Origin of the sequence: Serratia symbiotica, assembly GCF_000821185.2 — a bacterium.
Lineage (GTDB): Bacteria > Pseudomonadota > Gammaproteobacteria > Enterobacterales > Enterobacteriaceae > Serratia > Serratia symbiotica.
On sequence record NZ_CP050855.1, the window covers coordinates 1263241 to 1289287 of the forward strand.

Below are 26047 nucleotides of genomic sequence, written 5' to 3' on the forward strand. Positions count from 1 at the left end.
AAAACACAGGAATATGCGTCAAGGCGAATAGCCAAAGGGCACACCAGGATGGAAGCATTTTATGCTGCCAGAAAAAGTAACAATCTGGCAGCCTGAATTTCCTGACTTATCTCTCTCCAAGAAGATCGGGGCGGTTCAGGCTGAACTTCAAAGATGCGGTTCATTAATCCGCAAGCACTGACACCGATAATTGACGGGGTGAGTGAGGAAAGCTGACGCATAGGCAACTTGCCGTATGATAGGCATATATTTATCCCTTAGTGTTATTGAACTCGCCAGGCATCGCTTGCAAAGCCTGTAGACTGTCTACACCAACACTGGGCCATAAAAAACCTTGTAGGCCAAAAACACCCGCATGCCTGAGCTTATTGAAGTACTCTTTTCGCTCTATTCCCCCGACAATCACTCCCTTGCACAATAGATTGATATTCTTTAGCAGTGCGTCAATAACCACGTCATACCCCTGATGGGTAAATAGCTGCCAGTAAAATCGTTTGTCGATCTTTACATAGTCAAATAGGCCATCGTACAGTGCCGTCAGCGTTGCCTGCCCCGAACCGAAATTGTCCAGACACAGCATAAACATTTCGCTTAATCGGCTGACGCTTTCATTGTTCTTCCCAGCGGATAGATTTGGAAAACCCTCACTGATTTCAAATGCAATAAAGGGACAATGTGCTATGCGTTGGCGCATCTGTTGATCGGAAAGAATCGATTCGACAACGGCTTCTTCGATATTGATGGTCAGTAGCACATCATGCTTGCTGAACCAGGCTGCGTAGCGATGCGCCAGTATCAATTGCTCATTAAATAGCTCAATCCTTTGTTCGGGACTCAATAAATTAATCCCAATGCCGACTGGCAGGGTTAAATCGTCATCTAAGCTGTTGAAACGGCTTAACATTTCCACCGCAAACAACTTACCTTCCATTGAGTAAACAGGTTGAAAAACATAGCGACTACTAAAGTCAGCTTCAAGTTGGATTTTCATTTTAATGTCATTTTAATGCCATAGGCTGAATGGCGAGCTGCTTATCCTATATCAATATATTTTGTCGATCAATCCCTGGTAATTTAATAATAAATATCAACAAGTTAACACTTAATTGCCAGCTTGAAATGGAAATGTATAAAGAAACCGCTTGATTTAGGAATATTCAAATTTAAAAAGGAATTTAACTTATAGTGGGGGAATTTGAACTACCGCCCTTGTTTTTATTAAAAAAACCGTTCAACAAAAAGAGTCTGCCATAACAAAGTCTCTTAAACCATCAATCAACAGAATGGTGAATACTAATTAAATTTAATAACACCGCAATTCACCTTCTTATTTGCCGAATTGTTGCGAAAAAAAATGCATACCCATGGCTTGGCAAATTTGAATTAAGGCTAGATGCGCCGGGCCTGCCAGTAGACGCGCTTCCAATAGACGTTATTCAGTGAGGAGCGAATAACACCATGGCGGGTTGAGGCGTGGATAAATTGATGGTTAGTGTCGTAGATACCGACGTGCAACCCATTTTTTCCACTACCGGTTTTAAAAAAAACCAAATCCCCTGGCCTCAACTCATCGCGCGAAACCTGAGTACCGAGTGAAATCTGCGCTTCGGTTGAGCGCGGTAACGAGATATCGAAGCGATCACGGTAAGTACGGTAAACGAACCCTGAGCAATCCACACCGCCGCGATCTATACCTCCGTAACGGTAAGGCGTTCCGTACCATTGACGCAGTTGCTCATTCAATTGCGCTATCACTACAATGGAGTCTGCCAAGCGTCCAGTAGGCGGCGCATGGCTGCTGCATCCGGCAAGGATCACACTAGCTAATAAAAACCTAAGCGCATAATATCCCTTCATTAAACTGGTTACCGTATCATGCCATCTCGCTTTGCTACACGACTTACCTAGCAAATATGGCCTGCGGGGGGACTATTTGGCGTTAATTGATCTGCTACACGAGAAAAAACGCAAATTCTGCAAAGGAAATAATAGACTGTCTCCCATGTGTCCACCAGCCGCGCTCAGAGACAATTGCCGGTAATCATGCCCGATTAGCCCTGTTCAGATGCTTTAGCAACAGCCTTGCTGCTAATCAACCACACGCCAAACAGAATTAACAGCACCCCCAATGATTTCAGCACACTGGCGGGTTCGTTAAACCACGGTAGCATCACCGCCGCCAAATAAACCAGCGCATAACTGAGGCTCAGCAAAGGATAAGCACGGCTAAGTGACAAATTACGCAGCACAAAGAACCAGCACAGCATCGATAGCGCATAACCGAAGATACCGCCACTGACCACCAATAGCGGCAACTCGTACTCACTTAGCAACGCTGGTGTGAGACTGGCAAAGGAGAGTTGCGGAATTTGTACCATGCCCCACTTCATCAACAACTGCGCCAGCGTCACCAGCAGCACGCTGGCGGCTCCCCAGAAATATCCCCTCATGATGGGACGCTCATCAGCAAGATCCCCAGCATAATCGAGACTACGCCACACCAGTGGCGTACAGTGGTAGCTTCATCAAACAACCAGCTCGCTGCCAGTGTCACCAGCACCAGGTTAAGACTGAGCAGTGGGTAAGCCAGGCTGATCGGCAGGTGCTGTAACACCTTGAGCCATACCACTATGCCGAGCGCCAGCAGTAATCCTGCCAATGCCAGCCAACGCAGCGTCTTCTTCAGCCGCACCTCAGCAGGTAGTTGCCAGCAGTGCACCGCCTGTTTCTGACATAGCTGCCCACCACATGTGAGCAAGCTAACCACTATCACCAACAGAAAACCGATCATGGCTGCTGCTTGTACCAAACCAACGCCAGGCGGTTCATTACCTGAACCTTATCGGCCGCAGGCAGGTGCTGTTGTTCAAGGCTTTCTCCGCGTGAAAACTGCAAAACCAACGACACATTTCCCTGCTTACGCGCCTGTAACAACCACTGTGGAAAGCTGGAATCGCTGATAAAATGACCTTGGGCATCTGGATATTCCAAGCCGTAGGCGACCTCCCCTTTGTGGCTGAACATTAGTACGTCGCTGCGCTTTAGTTCCCAGGCCAAGCCAGCGGCCAGACCTACGCTGTCGGTCAGCACGTATTGGCTATGTTCCAGTTCTGCCCTGTTAACGCGAATAAAACTCTGCGGTAACTTGGAATCGGTCACCTGTTGCGGAATAGCGTAACCGATCAGCAGACACAGTAACAGCGGGCAAGCCGCTGCCCAGCGCCACCGCTGAACTTTGTCGCTTGCGGAAACAATCGCGAACAGCAGCCAGCCGCCAAAAGCGACAATGCCAATCACACCTTTCTGCCATTCTTGGGCGCTAAACAACTGCACCTTGGGAAACAGCCCAAAGCCCAGCAACAGCACTACCATGCCAATCAGACCAAACAGCCCGTTCAACAGTGCGTTGACCTTGAATACTTTTCTGCGCAGTGCCTTTGCAGCATCCTCCGCATAGGCCGCCATCAATAGTGCCAACGGTGCCATGCACGGCAGAATGTAGGTCGGTAGCTTGCCTTTGGCAACGCTGAAGAAGATCAGGGGCATCATTACCCAACTGAGCAGGAAGAACAGTTCTGGTCGCTGCCCCCGTTCACGCCAACCTTTGAGCAACGCTCCCGGCAGCAATGCCAGCCACGGCAACACCGCCGCCATTAAAATCGGCAAATAATACCAGAACGGTGCTTTGTGTTGAGCATTATCCTCAGCGAAGCGCTGGATATGTTCTACCCAGAAGAAATAATTCCAGAAGTCTGGCTCTCGCTGGGCGATAGCCAGCGCCCAAGGTAGGCTGAGTAATAGCGCCACCAAGATCGCCACCGGCCCAAAAAGCAACAGATCTTTGATGCGCCGCTGCTGGATCACTACCGGGATCACCGCAATCACTGGCACTGCCAGCGCTAGGAATCCTTTGGTCATAAAGCCCATACCGCAGGCTAACCCAAGCAGCGCGTAGCCGCCTAACTTACCTTTGGCTGAGGTCGCTTTCAGCGTCAGATAGTAACTGACCATCGCCGCCGTCAGCCACAAGGCAATCATCGGATCGAGCACGCTGTAGGTGCCGATGCTGAATACCAACACCATCGATAAGAAAATTAATACTGACAGGTAGGCGCGATGCGTATTGCGCCACATAAGCATCGCCAGAGCAAATATCAACAGGGCTGTTATTCCGGTACTAAATACTGAAGCGAAACGCACCGCAAAATTATTGTCGCCGAATAGCCATTGGCTGATGTTATTGAACCAGTATCCGGCTACCGGCTTTTCAAAATAGCGCAACCCCAACAGGTGCGGTACCCCCCAATCACCACGTTGCAGCATTTCACGGCTGATTTCGGCGTAGCGGGTTTCATCCGGCTGCCACAACAGACGGCCATTTAGTGGAATTAAATAAGCCAGAGCAAAAAAAACGGTCAGCAATGTGGCCCATGTTCCTTGCAGCACCTTCATCAATCTTCCTTCACTTCGGTTTGACATCCCAACCAACCTTCGCGGCCAGGGAAAGAAGTACGCGTAATGTGGCCCAATGGCAATGATGCTAAATCTTGTGGCAGCATCTCGCTCAGCGGACAGAATTTAATGCCCTGCTGCTGCGCCCGCTGCAATAACTGTTCAAACATCGCCGCCCGCGCCATCCCTTCTACTTCGGTATGAATGGTGTATACCGGCACGCCGCGATCATTTTCGATCGCCTTCAGGATGTAGTCGTTAAAGCCAGCCATACTGACTTCGCTACCAATCACTTCATCAAAAGTGGGCAGCGTGACAGGAATTTGCACCGTACCCAGTCGGTTGTTGCTCAGTACCGGCCTAAATGGGTGAGTACCTCGACAATCGCTGTTATAGTGGAAACCGAAGCGCTGTTTCACCTCCAGTACCCGTTTATCAGCCCGCCATCCCGCCACGGCGGAACATTTCACCGGCTGTTTGGTGCTGGCGCTCAAAGCATCAACGCCCAGTTGGATCTGTTGTGTCAACTGGGCCTCAGACCAACGACCAGCATTAGCTTGCCAGCCTTGATGATCCCAGGCATGCAGCCCCACTTCATGACCGGCTTCAGCGGTGCGCTTGATCAATGGCCCTAACGCACGTGAGATATTGCGCCCAGGCCAGGCGGTACCAGCCAAAAGAATATCCCAGCCATACAATGCAGCGGCGTTCGAACGCAGCATTTTCCACAGGAACTTCGGACGTAAAAGGCGCCAAAGATGACGCCCCATATTGTCCGGTCCAACGCTGAAGAAGAAACTGGCCTGTATATGATACTGCTCAAACAGATCCAGCAGCAGCGGCACCCCCTTTCGGGTGCCGCTGAAGGTATCGACATCAACCCGCAGACCAACTTTCTTCATGCACCGTTGCCCTCTTGAACGGTGGATCGCAAGAAGTAATCCAACGTATGTGTAACGGTTTGTTTCATTTCAATCGTTGGCTGCCAGTCCAGCAGACGCCGAGCATTTTTGATGCTCGGTGTGCGGTATTCAACGTCCTGATAACCTTTGCCGTAGTAGCTACTGCTTTCAATATCTTTGAAACCGGCGAACGGTGGGAAATGATCACGCAGCGGATGGCGGTTGAAGCTATCCAGCAGCATTTCCGCCAGTTCACGGATGCTCGCTTCATTGGTCGGGTTGCCGATATTGATGATCTGGCCATCGCACAAGTCATCACGGTTTTCAATAATGCGAAATAACGCTTCAATGCCGTCATTAATATCGGTGAAACAGCGCTTTTGCGCCCCACCATCCATCAGCTTAATTGGCGAACCTTCCACTAGGTTGAGGATCAGTTGGGTAATAGCGCGTGAAGAACCGATGCGCGCGGCATCCAGGCTGTCCAAACGCGGTCCCATCCAGTTAAACGGACGGAACAGAGTGAATCTCAGCCCTTCTTTGCTTCCGTAAGCCCAGATGACCCGATCTAATAATTGCTTAGATACCGAATAGATCCAACGTTGTTTATTGATCGGCCCAACGATCAAGCGTGAGTGGTCTTCGTCAAATTCTTTGTCATCGCACATGCCGTACACCTCAGAGGTGGACGGGAAGATGATGCGCTTGTTGTATTTCACGCAGTCGCGGACGATTTTCAGGTTTTCTTCAAAATCCAGCTCGAATACACGTAGTGGGTTGCGGGTGTATTCTATCGGTGTGGCGATCGCCACCAGCGGCAGCACGATGTCACATTTCTTGATATGGTACTCGATCCACTCCGAGTGAATGCTGATATCCCCTTCTACAAAGTGGAAACGTGGGTTATCGAGGAAGCGGCTGATGGCGTCGGAGCCGATGTCCAAGCCATAGATATCGTAACAATCATCGCGCAGCAGGCGTTCAGTCAGGTGGTTGCCGATAAAGCCGTTAACCCCTAGGATCAATACGCGGGTACGACGTTCCATCACCGCATTAGGCTTGGCAGCCAGGCGCACATCGGTGACAATGCCCATTTCATCCGCTAACCGACTACCCTGTACGTAAAGGCCGTTTTCGTTCTGACCAGCGACGATTTCCAACACACCCTTACCACAGGCGATAGTCAATGGAGAAGCACTCAGCACCGTCCCAGGCTGTTTATCATGCTGAATGTCCAGCACGCGGGAGCGCCAGATGATTAGCTTGCGCTGGCCGATGTAACTGAACGCGCCTGGGTAGGGTTCGGTGACCGCACGCACCAGATTATTGATTTCCTGAGCCGATTTGTGCCACAGGATCTCGCCGTCAGCGGCAGTGCGTCGCCCAAAATAGCTGGCTTCAGCTTCGTTTTGAGCTGTGAAGGTGGCTGTGCCGTTTTTCAACTTCGGCAATTCCTCTTTCAGCAGCTCTTGCGCGGCTTCCAGCACTTTTTTATGCAACGTAAGGGCCGTGTCATCTGCGGCGATCGCCACTTTGCGTTGACCGACGATATCGCCAGCATCAGGACGCTTGACCATTTTATGCAGCGTAGCACCGGTTTCGCTTTCACCATTCACCAATACCCAGTTTATCGGCGCACGGCCACGATAACGTGGCAGCAGTGAACCATGCAGGTTAAAACCACCCTGAGGTGCCAAAGACAGGATCTCATCGCTTAGCAAGTTACGGTAATAAAAAGAGAAAATCACATCTGGTTGTAACTGACGAATGCGATCAACCCACAGTGGATGGTTCACATCTTCCGGTGCATAAACCGGTAGTTCCAACTCAGCACCAAGATGCGCAACGGAGGAGAAGAAGTTGTTCTCACCAGAATCGTCGGTATGCGTGAATACAGCCTGCACATCATAACCAGCCTCAGTCAACACTTGCAAACCTGCACAACCGATATCATGGTAAGCAAAGACAATAGCTTTCATCATTCTTCTTCCTGAATTTTGTGGATCTGCTGTTCACCAACCACTTTCTGAACGAAATAACGCGGACGAGCGCGCACATCGGTATAGATACGTCCAATGTATTCACCCAACAGCCCCATACCGACAAACTGGGCACCGATAAAGGTAAACAATACCGCGAACAGGGTGAACACCCCACCCGCCGCCCATTCAGGACCCAGCAGCAGGCGCAACGCTATCAGCACCAGTGCCAGTACAAAACCAGAAAGCGCCACTACACTGCCTACAACGCTGAGCAAACGCAGCGGTGTAGTCGTCAAGCAGGTAACCAAATCATACATCAGGTTGATCAGCTTCATCAGGCTGTATTTGGAATCGCCAAACTCACGTTCAGCATGGCGCACGTCAATTTCGGTAGTGCGTCTGGCGAAGGTGTTTGCCAGGATAGGAATAAAGGTGCTGCGTTCATGGCAGTGCAGCATTGCCTCAATGATATGACGGCGATAGGCTCGCAGCATGCAGCCGTAGTCACCCATCGATTTGCCGGTGGCACGCTGAATCATCATGTTGATGACACGTGATGCGCTTTTACGGAACCATGAGTCCTGACGATTGGCGCGCACCGTGCCCACTACGTCATACCCTTCCTCCGCTACGCTGACTAGCCGTGGGATCTCTTCCGGCGGGTTTTGTAGATCAGCATCCAGCGTGATGATCAGATCGCCAGTCACTTGGTTGAAACCGGCCATGATCGCTGAGTGTTGGCCGTAGTTGCGATTCAACAGTACGGCAATCACCTGGCTTTCCGGCTGTTGCGCAGCGGCAGTCAGTATCTCGGCAGAGCCATCGCTGCTACCATCGTCAACCAGGATGATTTCATAGGGTTGCGTTAATTGCTTACAGGCGGCAGTGGTACGTTCAAGCAAAGCAGGCAAACTTTCCTGCTCGTTGTATACTGGTATGACCACCGACACTTTTTTTATTGGTTCAACACAAGACACGTAATGGCTCCACAACAGAAAATAAGGCTTTGACCACGCGATCAACATCAGCATCGGTCATACTAGGGAATAATGGTAAAGTGCACAAACGCGCTGAATTCCATTCAGTGTTGGGCAACGACAGTAGCGGATAACGCTCACGATAATACTTCTGGGTGTGCGCGGCGCGGAAATGCAGGCCAGTGCCAATCCCCACGTCTTTTAGGCGCTCCATCAGGAGATCGCGGTCAATACCACAGCGCTCAACGTCGACACGTACCATAAACAGGTGCCACGCGTGATCGTGCGGGTAGGCCGGTAGTCCCAGGGGCAAGAACGGTGAACCTTCAAGCGCTTGCAAGTAACGTTTCGCCAGCACCTGCCGGCGAGCATTCAACTGAGGCAAACGCGCCAGTTGTACCACGGCTATCGCCGCATGAACATCGGAAAGATTGTATTTATAGCCCGGCTCCACCACTTCAGCCTGTGGCCGACGCCCCAATTGCTGGCGGTCAAAGGCGTCCACAGCCAGACCATGGAACTTCAGGCAGCGCAGACGATCCGCCAGTGCATCGTCATCGGTGGCGATCACCCCCCCCTCAGCACAGGTCAGGTTCTTGATCGCGTGAAAAGAAAAAATTGCCGTACCGCGCGCCCCGACCCACTCACCGTTGTAACGAGCACCTACCGCATGGGCGGCATCTTCGATTAACGGGAGATTATGGCGTTGCGCTGCAGCACGCAGCGCATCCATCTGTAATGGTGCGCCAGCATAGTGTACCGGGATGATAGCTTTAGTTTTTGCCGTGATAGCAGCTTCAACATCGTCAGCGTTGACCATCAGCGTTTCACGGTCAACATCAATCATAACCGGCGTAGCACCGAGCAATTCGATCATATTAAGGGTGGAAACCCAGGTTTGCGAGGGGGTAATAACTTCATCGCCTGGCCCGATGCCCAGTGCCATCAAGGTAATATGCATTCCCGCAGTAGCGGAACAGACGGCAATCGCATGCTTACATCCGAAGGTAGAACAGAACTCACTTTCCAGCATCTGATTTTGCGGCCCTGTGGTGATCCAACCAGAACGCAGTACCTTTTCTACTGCCGCGATTTCTTCATCGCTGATCGCGGGACGCGAGAAGGGCAAAAATTGATCCATAGTTAACCCCAGACGTATCGAGCTTCTTTTGGTGACACTGTATATCTCTTTTATTTAACTGATATTAAACGCCAGAGAAAATCGTTACCGATGGGCTATGACCGCAACCTTAAGATGCAAATTGTTATCAGTTAGATTCTCTGGCAGAAGGAACCGTCACCTTCTATTTAAACTTGATAATAAAAATAATTTATCTTAGTCATTAATAACTATTTACTTGTTCTCTTTGCAACGAAGACAGCCTAGCACGCCATCAATGGTTTTCAAGAGAAATAGATGAAAAAGAATCCTGGCCTGTCGTGGTTGGCGATGAAAAAGGCCGCAAAAGCGGCCTTTTGGGTTTCACATCACCTACTCTTTAGGGCTGGCGTTCTCAACCCGACTTTTCAGCTTCTGACCCGGACGGAAGGTGACCACGCGACGCGCCGTGATCGGAATGTCTTCGCCGGTCTTGGGGTTACGCCCCGGACGTTGGTTCTTGTCACGCAGATCAAAGTTGCCAAAACCTGACAATTTCACCTGTTCACCGCTCTCAAGAGCCCGGCGAACCTCTTCAAAAAACAGTTCTACCAGATCTTTAGCATCCCGTTTGCTAAGCCCAAGCTTTTCAAACAGGTATTCTGACATTTCAGCTTTAGTAAGCGCCATAGATTCAATCCCTCAAGGATGCTTGGAATCGCTGTCTTAAAGCCTCTACACATTTTGCAACGGTAGCGGCTATCTCCTCTTCTTCAAGTGTACAAGCTGTGTCCTGCAATATCAGACTGATAGCCAGGCTCTTATGACCCTCTGCTACGCCCTTGCCACGGTACACATCAAATAAGTTTACGCCAACTATCTGATTTACGCCAACTTTCTTACACTCTGCCAATATATCTTCTGCGGCGACATTTTCAGCCACCACTACAGCGATATCACGGCGGTTTGCCGGGAAGCGAGAGATTTCCCGCACCTGAGGCACGGCGCGCCTTGCGACCTTGTCCCATTGCAATTCGAACACCAGGGTGCGGCCATTAAGATCCAGTTTGCGCTCCAGTTCTGGATGAACCACACCAATATAACCTACGCATTCGCCGTGTAAATAAATTGCCGCACTTTGCCCTGGGTGCAACGCTGGATTGGCCACCGCCCAGAACTGAATTTCGGATAATTTACCAGTCAACTCTAGGACAGATTCCAGTTCCCCTTTTAAATCATAAAAATCGATTGGCTTACACGCCAAATCCCAGTGCTCGTCGTGGGTATGGCCAGCGATCACCCCCGCCAGCATGACATCCTGGCGGATACCCAAATTTGCCGAAGTATCAGGCACAAAGCGCAGGCCGCTTTCGAACAGGCGCAGGCGAGTTTGCTGGCGGTTCTGGTTATATACCACCGCAGACAGCAGGCCAGTCCACAACGACAGCCGCATCGCTGACATGTCAGCCGAGATTGGGCTAGGCAGGATCAGTGCTTCCTCGCCAGGGTGCAGTAACGCCTGCACTTTAGGATCGACAAAGCTGTAGGTGATCGCTTCTTGAAAGCCGTGATCAACCAGCAGGGTCTTTACACGTTCCAGTGTCAGATCAGCCTCAGGGTGTTTAGTCATCACCAAATCGGCGCGCACCGGCACGTCAGGGATGTTATTGTAGCCGTAAACACGTACTACTTCTTCAACCAGATCTTCTTCAATTTTCATGTCGAAACGCCAACTTGGCGCAACCACCAACCAGGTGTCGCCTTGATCGGTAACCTGGCACCCAAGGCGACGCAGAATATCGCTGACCTGCTCGCTCGGCACCACATGGCCGAGCAGGCGATCCAGCTTCTTGCGGTGCAACTGAATAGTCGCACGCTTGGGCAGTTCGTTTTCATCAGTGACATCAATCACTGGGCCAGCCTGGCCACCACAAATGTCAATCAGCAGGCGGGTGGCACGCTCCATCGCTTGGTATTGTATCGCGGGGTCCACGCCACGCTCATAGCGGTGAGAAGCATCGGTATGCAGACCCTGGCGACGTGCACGGCCAGTGATCGACAGCGGGTTGAAGAAGGCACACTCCAGCAGCACGTCCTGAGTCTCATCATTTACCCCGGAATACTCGCCGCCGAAGATCCCCCCCATCGCCAGCGCTTTATGATGATCGGCGATCACTAAGGTGTCGGCATTCAATTTGACTTCGTTGCCATCCAGTAACGTCAAGGCCTCCCCTTCTTCGGCCATGCGCACCACGATGCCGCCTTCGATGCGATTCAGATCAAAGGCATGCATCGGCTGGCCAAGCTCCAGCAACACGTAGTTGGTGACGTCGACCACCGCATCAATGGAACGAATGCCACAGCGGCGCAGTTTTTCACGCATCCACAACGGGCTGCTAGCCTTGATGTTGATGCCTTTTACCACACGGCCGAGATAACGCGGGCACCCCTGAGGCGCATCAACACGAACGGGTAGCGTAGTGTCAATGGTAGCGACAACCGGACTCATATCCGGTTCGGTCAAGGCCATTTGGTTAAGCACGCTGACATCACGCGCGATGCCGATAATACCCAGGCAGTCGGCGCGGTTTGGCGTGACGCTGATTTCGATGGTGTTGTCACTTAGTTGCAGATAGTCACGGATATCGGTACCGATCGGCGCGTCTTGTGGCAGTTCGATGATGCCATCATGGTCGTCGGAAATACCCAGTTCGGAAAACGAACATAGCATGCCTTCCGAAAGTTCGCCGCGCAGTTTAGTCGCCTTGATTTTGAAGTCACCCGGCAGTGTCGCGCCCACGGTAGCTACTGCCACTTTCAATCCAGCACGGCAGTTTGGTGCGCCGCAGACGATATCCAGCAAGCGATCGTCGCCAATGTTGACTTTGGTGACGCGCAGTTTGTCGGCGTTTGGATGCTGGCCGCATTCGACCACTTCGCCCACCATTACGCCGTGAAAGGCACCAGCGACCGGTTCCACCCCATCTACTTCCAAGCCTGCCATGGTGATTTGGTCGGATAATGCTTCGCTGCTGACGGCCGGGTTTACCCACTCGCGCAACCAGAGTTCACTGAATTTCATGTGATATTCCCGCCCTACTTAAACTGTTTGAGGAAACGCAGATCGTTTTCGAAAAACGCCCGTAAATCCGTGACACCGTAGCGCAACATCGTCAGACGCTCCATGCCCATGCCAAAGGCAAAGCCGGAGTAAATTTCCGGATCGATGCCGACATTGCGCAGAACGTTCAGATGTACCATGCCGCAACCAAGCACTTCCAGCCACTTGCCATCCTTGCCCATCACGTCAACTTCTGCGGACGGTTCGGTGAAAGGGAAGTAAGACGGACGGAAACGAACCTGCAAATCTGCTTCAAAGAAATTGTTCAAGAAATCGTGCAGCGTTCCCTTCAGGTTGGTAAAACTGATCTCTTTATCGACGATCAACCCTTCCATCTGATGGAACATTGGGGTGTGAGTTTGATCGTAGTCGTTACGATAAACACGGCCCGGTGCAATAATACGAATTGGCGGCTTCTGGTTCTTCATGGTGCGAATTTGCACACCAGAAGTCTGGGTACGCAGAAGACGCGTGGCATCGAACCAGAAGGTATCGTGATCGGCACGCGCAGGGTGGTGACCAGGAATATTCAACGCGTCAAAGTTATGATAGTCATCTTCAATTTCCGGCCCGGTGGCCACAGAGAAGCCCAACTCAGCAAAGAAGGTTTCGATACGATCGATAGTGCGAGTCACCGGATGCAACCCACCGTTTTCCATACGGCGACCCGGTAGAGAAACATCAATGGTTTCGGCAGCCAAACGCTCGTTCAACACTGCGGTTTCCAGTGCTTTTTTACGTGCATTCAACGCATCCTGTACCGCCTGTTTCGCCTGATTGATCACCGCACCAGCCGCTGGACGATCTTCTGGTGGCACGTCACGTAGAGACTGCATTTGCAGGGTAAAATGGCCTTTTTTGCCAAAATATTCGACGCGTACCAAATCCAACGCGGCAGCATCCTGGGCATCTTCTATGGCTGCCTTGGCATTGGCAACACGCTCTGCGAGATGTGGCATTGCTTTCCTCTTCTTTTGGCCGCTATGGCCCTAATTAATTGTTATCGATTATTCGAACACGCCTTTGGTTTATCTTCAAAGACTTTCAAGTCGTAGCTCGCGGGCTAACTCGCGACAAATCGGTCAGTAACCGATTTGAACAGCGCTACGGCTCAACAGCCGAAGAAGATGTCACCCCAAAAAAGAAAAGCCTCCACAAGGGAGGCTTAGGCGCTACTTTTCGTTTCTTTTCTTATGCGCAAGCCTCCTGAAATCAGACGCTAAAGCAAAAAAAGCAGCGAAAAATAGCGACGTACATGGATTGCGTTACCTTATCGATGATTACCCACCTGTGCTATAGCCATTGGCCATGAAAGTCAATATTTGTAGCTATAAACGATGAATAAAATAAGAGGGAGCAGGCCCCCTCTTTTGACTTTCCTACACCAAAGCTGCTTTCGCTTTCTCAACCAGTGTGCTGAAGGCCACTTTGTCGAAGACTGCGATATCAGCCAGGATCTTACGGTCAATTTCAATAGAGGCTTTTTTCAGGCCGTTAATGAATTTGCTGTAAGACAGACCGCTCTGGCGAGCAGCAGCGTTGATACGTGCAATCCATAGCTGACGGAACTGACGCTTGCGTTGGCGACGGTCACGGTAAGCATACTGACCTGCCTTGATTACCGCCTGGAAGGCAACACGATATACGCGCGAACGGGCACCGTAGTAGCCTTTCGCCTGCTTCATAATTTTCTTGTGACGTGCGCGTGCAATTACACCACGTTTTACGCGAGCCATATGCTCTCTCCTAAAGTCTTATTCTAAATTCAAAAAGATGATTTATGCGTACGGCAGGCACGCGATAACCAGAACCAGATCGCTTTTGGACACCAAGCCTTTTGGCCGCAGGTGACGTTTACGCTTGGTTGCTTTTTTGGTCAGAATATGACGTAGGTTAGCATGTTTGCGCTTAAAACCACCGCTACCGGTCTTTTTAAAGCGTTTGGCTGCACCACGTACAGTTTTAATCTTTGGCATTTTAATTAAATCCACTTCGCATTGTTAAACAACGAATCAGTTAGGCGAATAAAACCCACACAACCCAATCGCTGTGCGGGTTCGATTACTTGGAAGCCTTACTGTTTCTTCTTCGGTGCGAGCACCATGATCATCTGACGGCCTTCGATCTTCGTCGGGAAGGATTCAACAACGGCCAGATCAGCTTCTTCACACAGATCTCTACGGACGCGGTTAAGCACTTCCATACCGATCTGTTGGTGCGCCATTTCACGTCCACGGAAACGCAGAGTGATTTTGGCTTTATCGCCATCTTCCAGAAAGCGAACCAGGTTGCGTAGTTTGACCTGATAGTCGCCATCATCAGTACCAGGACGGAATTTGATTTCCTTAACCTGAATAACTTTTTGCTTCTTCTTCTGTTCTTTGGTCGACTTGCTCTTCTCGTAGAGGAATTTGCCGTAATCCATGATCCGGCAAACTGGCGGTTCGGCATTTGGGCTGATTTCTACTAAATCAACGCCCGCTTCCCCGGCTTTTTCAAGAGCTTCATTCAGACTGACAATACCAATCTGCTCGCCATCGATGCCTGTTAGGCGAACTTCTTGCGCCCGAATTTCTCTGTTAATGCGATTGGGACGCGCCGGTTGAACTCGTTTTCCGCCTTTAATACTTTATTCCTCCAGTTGATGAAGACTACGGCTGCGGATCTCTTTTAGCAGCTTGTCTACGACTTCGTTTACGTCTTGGCTTCCCAAGTCTTTGCCACGGCGGGTACGAACGGCAACGTTGCCTGCTTCGACCTCTTTATCACCGCATACCAACATATAAGGAACCCGACGTAATGTATGCTCGCGAATTTTAAAGCCTATCTTCTCATTTCTCAAGTCTGCTTTAGCGCGAATACCGGCATCTTGCAGTTTTTTGGTCACTTGCTGGACATAATCGGACTGGCTGTCGGTGATATTCATCACCACGACCTGCACCGGAGCTATCCACGTTGGGTAGAATCCAGCGTATTCTTCAGTAAGGATACCGATGAAACGTTCCATGGAACCCAATATGGCGCGGTGAATCATTACCGGCACGACACGATCGTTGTCTTCGCCAACATAGGATGCGCCTAAACGACCCGGTAAGAAGAAATCGAGCTGCACGGTACCACATTGCCATGCGCGATCCAAACAATCATGCAGGGTAAATTCAATTTTTGGTCCGTAGAAGGCCCCCTCACCCGGCTGATATTCAAATGGAATACCGTTTTCAGTCAGTGCAGCGGCCAGGTCTTCTTCCGCACGAGTCCACATATCATCCGTGCCAATACGCTTCTCAGGGCGGGTAGACAACTTAACTGCAATCTTGTCGAAACCAAAGGTAGCATATACATCATAGACCATACGAATGCATGCGTTCACTTCGGCACGCACCTGCTCTTCGGTACAAAAGATGTGGGCGTCATCTTGCGTAAAGCCACGTACACGCATCAAACCGTGCAGAGAACCCGAAGGCTCGTTACGGTGGCAACTGCCGAACTCCCCCATGCGCAACGGCAAATCGCGGTACGACTTCAAACCTTGGTTGAAGATCTGTACATGGCCTGGGCAGTTCATCGGCTTAATACAGTACTCGCGGTTTTCCGACGAGGTGGTGAACATGGCGTCTTTATAGTTTTCCCAATGGCCCGTTTTTTCCCACAGCACACGATCCATCATGAACGGACCTTTCACTTCCTGATACTGATACTCTTTGAGCTTCATGCGCACAAAAGCTTCCAATTCACGGAAAACGGTCCAGCCATCGTTGTGCCAAAACACCATGCCAGGTGCTTCTTCCTGCATATGATACAGGTCGAGCTGTTTACCGATCTTACGATGATCGCGTTTGGCTGCTTCTTCCAAACGTTGCAGGTAGGCGTTCAACTGCTTCTTATCCGCCCAAGCGGTGCCGTAGATACGCTGCAACATTTTATTTTTGCTGTCGCCGCGCCAGTATGCGCCAGAAGTTTTTTGTAGCTTGAAATGATGGCAAAAACGCATATTCGGCACATGTGGACCACGGCACATGTCGATGTATTCTTCGTGATGATACAGGCCAGGACGATCATCATGGCCGATGTTCTCGTCCAGAATCGCCACTTTGTAGCTTTCACCACGCGCAGCGAAGGTATCACGCGCCTCTTGCCAACTGACCTTTTTCTTGATGACATCGTAGTCTTTGTCAGCTAGCGCATGCATCCGCTTTTCCAGCAGATCCAGATCTTCCTGCGTCAAAGTACGTTCGATGTCAACGTCATAGTAGAAACCGTTATCGATCACCGGGCCGATGGCCATTTTAGTGTCCGGCCACAACTGTTTAATGGCGTGTCCCAACAGGTGCGCACAAGAGTGGCGCATGATTTCCAGACCCTCGGCATCCTTGATGGTGATGATCGCTAACTGCGCATCGGATTTAATCAAATCACAGGCGTCAACCAGCTCACCATTGACACGGCCAGCAATACAGGCTTTCGCCAAACCAGGGCCGATATCACGGGCAACATCCAACGGGGAAATGGGGTAATCAAAATGACGCTGACTTCCGTCGGGAAGCGAAATAACAGGCATTAAAAATCCTTATCTACAGTGGTGACCCACACGACAGATCACATGCAATACAAAAATTGAGTTTTGGGTTTGCTCAGTTAGGTGGCAGATCTCGCCCACAATTGCCAGATTGAAACCTAACTTGGTGTACAGAATGAAGGGGTTACCCCACTCAGCCGCGTTCGGCTTGTGGATGGTATCATCAAATTGTGCCAAAGATACAGAGCGCTGATGGCAAGCGGGAAATGATACATCAGGAAGCTAGTCTTTCCTAGCTGTCACCCGGCCTCACATTTCCACACAAAGATGCGAAAAGAGGCCGGGATAATGACAACTTACGGTTGACTTTCGGTCACACGTTGGGTGTTGGTGGTTACCCCCCACAACCCGGCCAGTGCGCTGATCACCGCGCCGATAAATAATGCGAAGAACGACCACAGCGCCGCATGTGACAAGGCCTCTGCCGCTGCCGCCGCCTGCTCACGCGCATTTTGTTTCAACTCGTCATATTCTTGTGCGGCCTGATTAATTTTCACCTGCGCCTGATCTAAACGCTGGTTGACTAGCTCAGCAGTTTTATTTTTCGCCTCGACCAGATTTTTGACGATCTGATCGACTTGCTGCCGTGTCATATCGGTATTTTCCACGAGGGATTTTTTCAGTGCATCTTGATCAATATCCTGTGAGATAGCCTCACCATGTTTTTTCAGCTTGCCAATCAGTTCCTTAATAACGGCATCACTATTGTCAGGTTGCAGCGCCAGCGTTTTCACCGCAGCACCTAACTCATTCTTGGCGGCGTTCAACTGCTGCTGCATAAATTCAGGTTGCAGCGAAGGAATTCCGCTTTTTTTCAGCGCGGCGACCACGTCCCCTTGCAGTTGCTTGTTATCCAGTTGAGTATCAATGCCCAATTTATCGAAGACATTGCCTCCGGCATCCGCCAGCCCTGAGGCTCCTTTACCAATCATCGACCCAGTGCCGGAAATCAGGCTACCGGAAGTTGAAGCAATGGCGCTAAATACCTGACCAGTAGCCTTCATTGCAGAGCCTACCAGTAGTCCACCAAGCACTGCGGCGACGATCAACGAGGAGGCCCAAACCAAGAAGCCATGGATAAGACCGTCATTGGCGGCCAAGCGCCCAGCAATAAATGCCCCCGCAGCCAGGCTAATGATGATAGAAACCGCTGACCACACCACCACTGTGGTGCCCGCTCCGTTAACCGGATCATCCGATGTTGGGTCAACGATGGAGAACCCTAGGCTGGTACCGAGGGTAGACAGTAACAGTGACACCGCGAGTACGGTCATCACGCCGCCGATCACGCTGCCCCAGGAAATTTTTCTCACCGATACCAATTCGTTTGCCACTGACATAGTAAAACCCCTTTAAGCTTTTCGATTAAAAAAACGCCCTAAATCCCTACCAGTATAGGCACAATTAAATATCAAAGAGATAAAACCAGAAAAATTGATAAAAATAATTAATGATAGTTACATGATTAATACGGCAATAACCCTGGCTGAACGGGGCCGTTATTGCGATACATTTGACCATTAAAAAGGATGCGATAAACCGCGCCTCTTTAGAATAAAAATCTATCTCATTAAGCGCACATAGGGTATGTGAGGATTGTGAGCACTGCCCAGAGTTAAAATGGCAAATAAAAATAGCTTCTAAGCACACGACGCCTCAAGACTTGATACAGTAGCGGAGATATAAGGCCAATAGGTTAAATATCATAGAATTAAAGAGTCTATTGCGAGGTTCTTATCTTGATAGAAATCGCGAGAATGGCGATAGATCGCGATTTTTCGCGATGCAAAAGGCACCCTGCCAAGGTTTGAGGCTACTGTAACATCGCCTGATAAGTGGTGGTCACCTTAGACAAATAGCGCGGTGCCTGCGGGGCTGGGTGATTTTTCTGAATGTGCTGATAAAACTCATCTGGACTCATCTGATTAATGCGACTCACCGCGACACGCTTGTCCAACGCGAAGGTACGCAGCATAGCGCCCGCGCCGTTGACATAAGCCACAATGGTGGCGTAACGCAATGTCTGTGGGTTGTTGATCCCGGCGAGTTGCTGGCTTTGGATAATATTGATATAGGCCGTTCCAAGATCAATATTGACTGCTGGGTTCTTCAACTCACGCAAGCTTGGCTGTCCACTGAGGCCTTTAAGGCGATAGGCATCACGTCCAGCGGTGGAAGGTTTCAACTGCATTAATCCCACAGCGTTCGAGGCGCTGACCACATTCGGGTTAAACCCGGATTCCACTTGAATAATTGCCTTGATTAGCGTTTCGTCGACACCATAATGGCTGGCTGCCTGACGAATGTCATCATTGTAAGCTACTGGCTTGCCTGTCCGGTTTACCGGAACCTGCGTAGGGAGTTTTATCCCATCGTTGCAGGTCATACCGCTGCTTGAAATAGTGTTCGCCGATTGCGGATTTTTAGCACACCCCGACAAAAGCAGAATCGCTGCCAGACAACCTGTTTTTATTTTCACAGAAAATATCACTCCCTTCAATGAAGCACATACCATACACAAATGGTAAGGATACTTACACTCACTTTTAGTCTAACCTCGCTGTGCGTATAGCAAGAGGTAAATTATCAATCAATCTGTCCCTACATGCTTTGTAGTAACTTTGCTACTGAGTGGCAGGATATATGTTGGTCAAGTTGAGCAAACATATATCCTGTGAAAGCCCCGCAGCAGTGCTCACCTGCCATTGCCGGATATAGCCTACACTTGGAGTGACCAGATTGAGAGGTTACATATTGAAACATAAAATATTATAAGTCACTAACTGGTATTATTTTCTCAGTAGCGGAAATAATTTACTTTCTATCCATGGATGTCGCTTGACTTTGTTATAAATGAAATTGATAATCAATTTCATTTATAACAATACCGGGTAGGTACTACTATGCTGTTGAAAAATATTGCTTATACTCGTCACTGTCTGCGCCAGGCAGCCGCTTTTTTCCGACCGTTCGGCCTACTCTGTCTATTGCTAAGCGCCAGTCTCTTTAGTCAAACCGCTTTGGCGGAGAAGAAGTTCCGCGTGGTGACCACTTTCACCATTATTCAGGACATTGCACAGAATGTGGCAGGTGACGCCGCAGTAGTGGAATCCATCACCAAGCCGGGCGCAGAAATCCACGATTACCAACCCACGCCCCGCGATATCGTCAAAGCGCAGCATGCCGATCTGATCCTGTGGAATGGCATGGATCTGGAACGTTGGTTCCAGCGCTTTTTCGAGAACATCAAACAAGTGCCAGCGGCGTTCGTGACCAAAGGTATTACCCCGCTGCCGATCCGCGAAGGCCCTTACAACGGTATCCCGAACCCGCATGCCTGGATGTCGCCAAGCAACGCGCTGGTGTATATCGAAAACATCCGTAAGGCACTGGTACAATATGATCCGGCCAACGCAGCGACCTATAACCGTAACGCCAAAGCCTACGCCGCTAAAATCAGCGCACTCGATGCCCCACTTCGCGAACGCCTGTCACGCATTCCTCAAGCCCAGCGCTGGTTAGTGAGCAGTGAGGGTGCTTTCAGCTATCTGGCGAAGGACTACCAACTAAAAGAGTTTTACCTGTGGCCGATCAACGCCGATGAGCAGGGGTCACCGCAGCAGGTTCGCCGCGTAGTCGATGCAGTGCGCACCCACCATATTCCGGTAGTGTTCAGCGAAAGCACCATTTCAGACAAGCCAGCCAAGCAAGTGGCGAAAGAGACTGGTGCCAAATACGGCGGCGTGCTGTATGTCGATTCATTGTCTACCCAAGACGGGCCAGTGCCTACCTATATCGACCTGCTTAGGGTCACCGTAGAAACCATCGCTAAAGGATTTAATCAATGACCAGCGAGGTTTTTGTCCGCCCTGAGTTGAGCGTGGACAATGTGACGGTAACCTACAACAATGGCCATACCGCGATCCACAGTGCCAACTTTACCCTTAGAGGTGGTTCCATTTGCGCACTGGTCGGTGTTAATGGCAGTGGCAAATCCACGTTGTTCAAAAGCATCATGGGCCTAGTCAGGCCCACTGCTGGACGGGTGCTGTTAAGTGACAAGCCAGTGTCAGACGCCTTGAAAAAAAACCTTATCGCCTATGTACCGCAAACCGAGGAGGTAGACTGGAACTTCCCGGTGCTGGTAGAAGACGTGGTAATGATGGGCCGTTACGGCAAGATGAACTTCCTGCGTATCCCCGCGCAGGAGGATCGGCTGCGGGTTGACAAAGCACTGGAGCGCGTTGGGTTAAGCGAATTGCGTACCCGGCAAATTGGTGAGCTATCCGGTGGTCAAAAGAAGCGCGTATTCCTGGCACGGGCGCTGGCTCAACAGGGTACAGTGCTGCTGCTCGACGAACCGTTCACCGGCGTTGACGTCAAAACTGAAAACGCAATTATAGACCTGCTGCGTGCGCTGCGTGACGAAGGCCACCTGATCCTGGTTTCCACCCACAACCTCGGCAGTGTACCGGAGTTCTGTGACCAGGTGATCCTGATTAACCGCACGGTGCTGGCTGCCGGGCCGACAGCAACCACCTTTACCCAAAGCAATCTGGAACAAGCATTTGGCGGTGTACTACGCCATATCAATCTGTCTGGGACGGATCTGCATGACGATAACGATCCGCGTACCGTGACTGTGTTGACCGATGACGAACGGCCAGCAGTATTCTACGGCCATACCAAAAACGACCCGCCATCACAAAGCCAGCAACAGGAGAAACACCCCAGATGATGGAACTCCTGATGCAACCTTTCAGCTACAACTACATGGTAAAAGCCATCTGGGTCAGCGCCATCGTCGGTGCTGCCTGCGCGTTCCTCTCGGCCTACCTGATGCTGAAAGGCTGGTCGCTGATGGGTGATGCGTTGTCGCATTCGGTGGTGCCTGGCGTGGCTGGTGCCTATGCCCTTGGCCTGCCCTACGCCGCAGGCGCATTCTTTACTGGCATGTTGGCGGCGTTGGCGATGACGCTGGTGCGCCACATCACCCGCCTGCGTGAAGATGCGATCATCGGCTTCATCTTTTCCACCTTCTTTGCGGTTGGCCTGCTGATCGTTTCACTCAATCCGACTTCGGTTAATGTGCAGTCAATTATCTTCGGCAACATTCTTGGCATCGCCGACAAAGATGTACAGCAGGTTGAAATCATCATCGGCATATCGCTGTTGATCCTGTGTTTACTGTGGAAAGACCTGCTGGCGGTATTCTTTGATGAAAATCACGCGGTTTCGATCGGCCTGTCGCCATTGCGCCTTAAGATCTTGTTCTTCACCCTGCTCAGCGCCTGTACCGTAGCCGCACTGCAAACCGTCGGTGCCATCTTGGTGATCGCTATGGTGATTACGCCGGGAGCCACCGCTTATCTACTGACTGACCGTTTCAGCCGGTTGGTGCTCCTCGCCATCACTATAGGCGCGTTGACCAGCGGTATCGGTGCCTACCTGAGCTTTTTCCTCGACGGTGCCACCGGTGGTGTGATCGTTACCTTGCAAACGCTAGTGTTCCTGGTGGCCTTCTTCTTTGCCCCTAAACACGGTTTGCTAGCATCAAAACGTCGTATGGCGCGTGAATACCCTGGGGGACACTGATGGAAAACTTGTATCAACTGTTCAGTGAACCTTTCGCTTACCCGTTTATGCAGCGGGCGATTATCGCTGCCATCGCCACTGGCGTGATCTGCGCAGTACTGTCCTGCTATCTGGTGCTCAAGGGCTGGTCACTGATGGGCGATGCTATTTCTCACGCGGTGCTGCCAGGCATGGTAATAGCGTTCGTACTCAGTATTCCACTCGCGATCGGTGCCTTTCTTTCCGGCATTTTCTGCGCGGTGGCTACTGGCTACCTGAAAGAGCACAGCCGGGTGAAGGAAGATACGGTAATGGGCATCGTCTTCTCTGGCATGTTCGCCTTCGGGCTGGTGCTATTTTCGCGTATCGACACCAATCAGCACCTGACCCATATCTTGTTCGGCGATATGCTGGGTATTACCGACGATGAATTGAAGCAAACGCTGTTGATCGCTGGTGCCACCCTGGTGATAATGGTGCTAAAGCGCAAAGACTTCATGCTTTACTGCTTTGACCCACACCATGCACGGGTGATTGGCCTGCCGGTGAAGCTGCTGCACTACGGACTACTGTGCCTACTGGCGCTGACCATTGTCGCCTCGTTGCAGGCAGTGGGGGTGATTTTAGTGATTGCAATGCTGATTGCACCAGGCATCATTGCCTTTATGTTGTGCCGTAGTTTTGACCGCATGTTGATCGTCGCAACGCTGGTTTCGGTATTTTCCTGCGTGCTCGGCACCCTGATCAGTTTCCATATCGACGGCGCTACCGGCCCCTGCATCGTGATCGTTCAAGCAATGCTGTTCGTCATCGCTTTGCTTTACAGCAAGCTGCGACCGTTACAGCATCATCAGCAGGTATTGCTCAAAGATAAACTCTGATAACAGCGCGGCGTGCACTCGCCGCCGCGCAACTCTAACCTAATCGGTCTAAGGCGCTGAAACTCGTCCAGCGCTTTCTTTCCTTCGCCTGACCCGACAGATAAACCCTTTTTGATGTTCATAACATGAAAATTCCCCCATTAGGGAGTAACAAACTGCTGTAAAAACGGGAAAAATAAGCATTTGGTTACAGGGTAACTGCTTCCGCTGCCAGGAATTTTTATATATACTGGATAAATTAACAGTTTATCAGCCGGAATAACCACAGCATGACTGCGGAAGGACATCTTATATTCTCTGTCGCTTGCGCGATCTTCGCCAAAAAGGCCGAGGTGACATTAGAACTGACCACTGGCGACTGGTGGCACATTATCCCGGCCGCATTGCTGACTTCGCTGCTGCCCGATATAGACCATCCCAAATCGGTATTGGGCCAGCGCCTGAGTTGGATTGCCATTCCCATCGCTCGCGCCTTTGGCCACCGAGGCTTCACCCACAGCCTGCTGGCGATCACCGGTGGTATAGTGCTATTCCGGTTGGAGTTTCCACGCAGTTGGCCAATCCCTCCTGACGTACTGCATGCCATGATTATCGGCTATTTCAGTCATCTCCTGGCCGACATGCTAACCCCCGCCGGCGTGCCGCTACTGTGGCCCTGCCGCTGGCGTTTTCGCCTACCGCTGCTAAATTCTCATAAAGGTAATCAATTGGAACGCGCTATGTGTCTCTGCTTGGTGGCGTTTGCTCTCTATTGGCAAGGCGGGTGCATCATTCCAATACAGTCGTATTTTGGGCAAATAAAAATATTAGATTTTAATCACACAAAATGACCAATAAATCACCAATGCGCATATTAATAATACAATAATTCTAAAAAGTTATATCCAATTCAATTTGGATATAAATAAGCCATGCAGCAAGCTGTTAGGATATTTGCATCGCTACATATGGGCGTTTATGGTCATTTTTATATGAAAAAAATTTATTGGAGACATTGTGGATGAATTTTCCACTGGTAATTAACGTGGCGATCTTTGTCGCCCTTCTATTGCTGTTAGCACAAACCCGTCACAAGCCATGGAGCCTGGCGAAAAAAGTCTTGGTCGGCCTGGGGGTCGGCGTGATATTCGGTTTGGCGCTGCAACTGACGTATGGTTCGAACAACCCAGTACTGAAAGCATCCATTAGTTGGTTCAACATCGTCGGCAACGGTTATGTGCAGTTGCTGCAAATGATCGTTATGCCGTTGGTGTTTGCCTCGATCATAAGTGCGGTAGCTAAACTGCATAATGCATCTTCACTGGGCAAAATCAGCTTCCTGAGCATCGGCACTCTGCTGTTCACCACACTGATCTCGGCACTGGTGGGCGTGCTGATGACTAACCTGTTCGGCCTCACTGCCTCAGGATTAGTTCAAGGGGTACAGGAAAGCGCACGTTTGTCCGCTATCCAAACTAACTATGTGGGCAAACTGGCTGATTTTACCGTACCGCAGATGCTGCTGTCCTTCATTCCGGCAAACCCATTTGCCGATCTGACCGGTACCCGCCCAACATCGATTATCAGCGTAGTGATCTTCGCAACCTTCCTCGGCGTAGCTTCGCTACAACTGCTGAAAGACGATAAGCCGAAAGGTGAGCGAGTGCTGATGGCTATCGATACCTTGCAGGCCTGGGTGATGAAGCTGGTGCGGCTGGTGATGAAGCTAACGCCGTATGGTGTGCTGGCGTTGATGACGAAAGTGGTCGCTGGTTCTAACATCCATGACATCGGTAAGCTCGGCAGCTTTGTGGTGGCTTCATACCTTGGTCTGGCGCTTATGTTTGTGGTGCATGCCGCCTTGCTGACCCTCACTGGCGTTAACCCGATACTGTTCTTCCGCAAAGTATGGCCAGTCATCACTTTCGCTTTCACCAGCCGTTCCAGCGCTGCCAGCATTCCACTGAACGTTGAAGCACAGACCCGCCGCTTGGGCGTGCCGGAATCCATCGCCAGCTTCTCGGCTTCGTTTGGTGCCACCATTGGTCAGAACGGCTGTGCCGGCCTGTACCCGGCAATGTTGGCGGTGATGGTCGCCCCAACTGTCGGTATCAACCCACTGGATCCTGTGTGGATAGCCACTTTGGTCGGTATCGTCACCCTGAGTTCCGCTGGCGTAGCAGGTGTTGGCGGTGGCGCAACCTTCGCCGCGCTGATTGTACTGCCAGCAATGGGCCTGCCAGTGACACTGGTCGCCCTGTTGATTTCAGTAGAGCCGCTGATCGATATGGGCCGCACCGCGCTCAACGTCAACGGTTCCATGGTTGCTGGCACCATTACCAGCCAGTTGATGAAGCAAACAGATAAAGCAGTGATGAACAACGAGGATAAAGTGAGGCTTGCTCACCACTAGTCTCCCTTTAAGCGAAAAAAAGCGGGGAACTACCTTAATGCCGATCATTTAAGGAGCGGTTGAACAATCCTGTAGCTGCTGTAAAAAGGGT

The 26047-nt window shown here is 50.7% G+C and carries 25 protein-coding genes and 1 other annotated feature; of the genes, 6 read left to right on the forward strand and 19 right to left on the reverse strand.

Features of this window, described 5'->3' with window-relative positions; genetic code table 11:
- Positions 1–250 precede the first annotated feature (250 nt).
- The 19 genes from SYMBAF_RS06380 to SYMBAF_RS06470 form a co-directional block, all read right to left on the reverse strand.
- On the reverse strand, positions 251–991 hold the full coding sequence (locus SYMBAF_RS06380; RefSeq protein WP_040265887.1) for an EAL domain-containing protein: 741 nt from the start codon (positions 989–991) through the stop codon (positions 251–253).
- A gap of 398 nt (positions 992–1389) precedes the next feature.
- Positions 1390–1857, reverse strand: a complete 468-nt coding sequence (locus SYMBAF_RS06385) for a C40 family peptidase (protein WP_040265885.1) — start codon at positions 1855–1857, stop codon at positions 1390–1392.
- A 194-nt stretch (positions 1858–2051) separates the two neighbouring features.
- Positions 2052–2450, reverse strand: coding sequence for a 4-amino-4-deoxy-L-arabinose-phosphoundecaprenol flippase subunit ArnF (gene arnF, locus SYMBAF_RS06390; protein ID WP_040265883.1), 399 nt, complete (start codon positions 2448–2450; stop codon positions 2052–2054).
- On the reverse strand, positions 2447–2791 hold the full coding sequence (gene arnE / locus SYMBAF_RS06395; protein ID WP_040265881.1) for a 4-amino-4-deoxy-L-arabinose-phosphoundecaprenol flippase subunit ArnE: 345 nt from the start codon (positions 2789–2791) through the stop codon (positions 2447–2449). The genes arnF and arnE overlap by 4 nt, the downstream gene beginning before the upstream one ends.
- Positions 2788–4452, reverse strand: a complete 1665-nt coding sequence (gene arnT, locus SYMBAF_RS06400) for a lipid IV(A) 4-amino-4-deoxy-L-arabinosyltransferase (protein WP_040265880.1) — start codon at positions 4450–4452, stop codon at positions 2788–2790. The genes arnE and arnT overlap by 4 nt, the downstream gene beginning before the upstream one ends.
- A complete protein-coding gene (gene arnD, locus SYMBAF_RS06405) occupies positions 4452–5354 on the reverse strand; it encodes a 4-deoxy-4-formamido-L-arabinose-phosphoundecaprenol deformylase (RefSeq protein ID WP_040265878.1) in 903 nt (300 codons plus the stop codon). Before arnD ends, arnT begins: the two co-directional genes overlap by 1 nt.
- On the reverse strand, positions 5351–7333 hold the full coding sequence (gene arnA / locus SYMBAF_RS06410; protein WP_040266262.1) for a bifunctional UDP-4-amino-4-deoxy-L-arabinose formyltransferase/UDP-glucuronic acid oxidase ArnA: 1983 nt from the start codon (positions 7331–7333) through the stop codon (positions 5351–5353). Before arnA ends, arnD begins: the two co-directional genes overlap by 4 nt.
- Complete coding sequence (gene arnC / locus SYMBAF_RS06415) at positions 7333–8313, reverse strand: undecaprenyl-phosphate 4-deoxy-4-formamido-L-arabinose transferase (RefSeq protein WP_040265876.1); 981 nt, start codon at positions 8311–8313, stop codon at positions 7333–7335. Before arnC ends, arnA begins: the two co-directional genes overlap by 1 nt.
- Complete coding sequence (gene arnB, locus SYMBAF_RS06420) at positions 8300–9454, reverse strand: UDP-4-amino-4-deoxy-L-arabinose aminotransferase (protein WP_040265874.1); 1155 nt, start codon at positions 9452–9454, stop codon at positions 8300–8302. Before arnB ends, arnC begins: the two co-directional genes overlap by 14 nt.
- Positions 9455–9805: 351 nt before the next feature.
- Positions 9806–10102: an integration host factor subunit alpha gene (ihfA, locus tag SYMBAF_RS06425; protein WP_040265872.1), complete on the reverse strand. Its 297-nt coding sequence runs from the start codon at positions 10100–10102 to the stop codon at positions 9806–9808.
- 4 nt (positions 10103–10106) lie between these two features.
- On the reverse strand, positions 10107–12494 hold the full coding sequence (gene pheT, locus SYMBAF_RS06430) for a phenylalanine--tRNA ligase subunit beta (protein WP_040265870.1): 2388 nt from the start codon (positions 12492–12494) through the stop codon (positions 10107–10109).
- 14 nt (positions 12495–12508) lie between these two features.
- A complete protein-coding gene (gene pheS, locus SYMBAF_RS06435) occupies positions 12509–13492 on the reverse strand; it encodes a phenylalanine--tRNA ligase subunit alpha (RefSeq protein ID WP_040265868.1) in 984 nt (327 codons plus the stop codon).
- A 180-nt stretch (positions 13493–13672) separates the two neighbouring features.
- Positions 13673–13796: a sequence feature (Phe leader region), on the reverse strand.
- Positions 13746–13790 (reverse strand): pheST operon leader peptide PheM, encoded by a 45-nt coding sequence (gene pheM / locus SYMBAF_RS18360; protein WP_152609158.1) that lies wholly within the window; start codon positions 13788–13790, stop codon positions 13746–13748. Its footprint overlaps the feature before it by 45 nt.
- A 116-nt stretch (positions 13797–13912) precedes the next feature.
- Positions 13913–14269 (reverse strand): 50S ribosomal protein L20, encoded by a 357-nt coding sequence (rplT, locus tag SYMBAF_RS06445; RefSeq protein ID WP_006708232.1) that lies wholly within the window; start codon positions 14267–14269, stop codon positions 13913–13915.
- Positions 14270–14311: 42 nt separating this feature from the next.
- Positions 14312–14509: a 50S ribosomal protein L35 gene (rpmI, locus tag SYMBAF_RS06450; protein ID WP_006708231.1), complete on the reverse strand. Its 198-nt coding sequence runs from the start codon at positions 14507–14509 to the stop codon at positions 14312–14314.
- A gap of 98 nt (positions 14510–14607) precedes the next feature.
- Complete coding sequence (infC, locus tag SYMBAF_RS06455; protein WP_071985750.1) at positions 14608–15159, reverse strand: translation initiation factor IF-3; 552 nt, start codon at positions 15157–15159, stop codon at positions 14608–14610.
- 3 nt (positions 15160–15162) lie between these two features.
- Positions 15163–17091, reverse strand: coding sequence for a threonine--tRNA ligase (gene thrS / locus SYMBAF_RS06460; protein WP_040265866.1), 1929 nt, complete (start codon positions 17089–17091; stop codon positions 15163–15165).
- Positions 17092–17405: 314 nt separating this feature from the next.
- On the reverse strand, positions 17406–18449 hold the full coding sequence (locus SYMBAF_RS06465; RefSeq protein ID WP_040265864.1) for a hypothetical protein: 1044 nt from the start codon (positions 18447–18449) through the stop codon (positions 17406–17408).
- 473 nt (positions 18450–18922) lie between these two features.
- The gene (locus SYMBAF_RS06470; protein ID WP_040265863.1) at positions 18923–19588 is read right to left on the reverse strand and encodes a transglycosylase SLT domain-containing protein; all 666 of its coding nucleotides are present in this window, start codon (positions 19586–19588) and stop codon (positions 18923–18925) included.
- A 424-nt stretch (positions 19589–20012) separates the two neighbouring features.
- On the opposite strand from SYMBAF_RS06470, the gene SYMBAF_RS06475 reads away from it, so the two are divergent.
- From SYMBAF_RS06475 to SYMBAF_RS06500, 6 genes are all read left to right on the forward strand, one after another.
- Positions 20013–20957: a metal ABC transporter substrate-binding protein gene (locus tag SYMBAF_RS06475; protein WP_040265861.1), complete on the forward strand. Its 945-nt coding sequence runs from the start codon at positions 20013–20015 to the stop codon at positions 20955–20957.
- Positions 20954–21847: a manganese/iron ABC transporter ATP-binding protein gene (locus SYMBAF_RS06480; RefSeq protein WP_040265859.1), complete on the forward strand. Its 894-nt coding sequence runs from the start codon at positions 20954–20956 to the stop codon at positions 21845–21847. The genes SYMBAF_RS06475 and SYMBAF_RS06480 overlap by 4 nt, the downstream gene beginning before the upstream one ends.
- On the forward strand, positions 21844–22704 hold the full coding sequence (locus SYMBAF_RS06485; protein WP_006708226.1) for a metal ABC transporter permease: 861 nt from the start codon (positions 21844–21846) through the stop codon (positions 22702–22704). Before SYMBAF_RS06480 ends, SYMBAF_RS06485 begins: the two co-directional genes overlap by 4 nt.
- The gene (locus tag SYMBAF_RS06490; protein ID WP_040265858.1) at positions 22704–23564 is read left to right on the forward strand and encodes a metal ABC transporter permease; all 861 of its coding nucleotides are present in this window, start codon (positions 22704–22706) and stop codon (positions 23562–23564) included. Before SYMBAF_RS06485 ends, SYMBAF_RS06490 begins: the two co-directional genes overlap by 1 nt.
- A 269-nt stretch (positions 23565–23833) precedes the next feature.
- Entirely contained in the window at positions 23834–24394 is a 561-nt protein-coding gene (locus SYMBAF_RS06495) for a metal-dependent hydrolase (protein ID WP_040265856.1), read from the forward strand.
- 170 nt (positions 24395–24564) lie between these two features.
- A complete protein-coding gene (locus tag SYMBAF_RS06500; protein ID WP_040265854.1) occupies positions 24565–25956 on the forward strand; it encodes an L-cystine transporter in 1392 nt (463 codons plus the stop codon).
- The last annotated feature ends 91 nt before the right edge of the window (positions 25957–26047 follow it).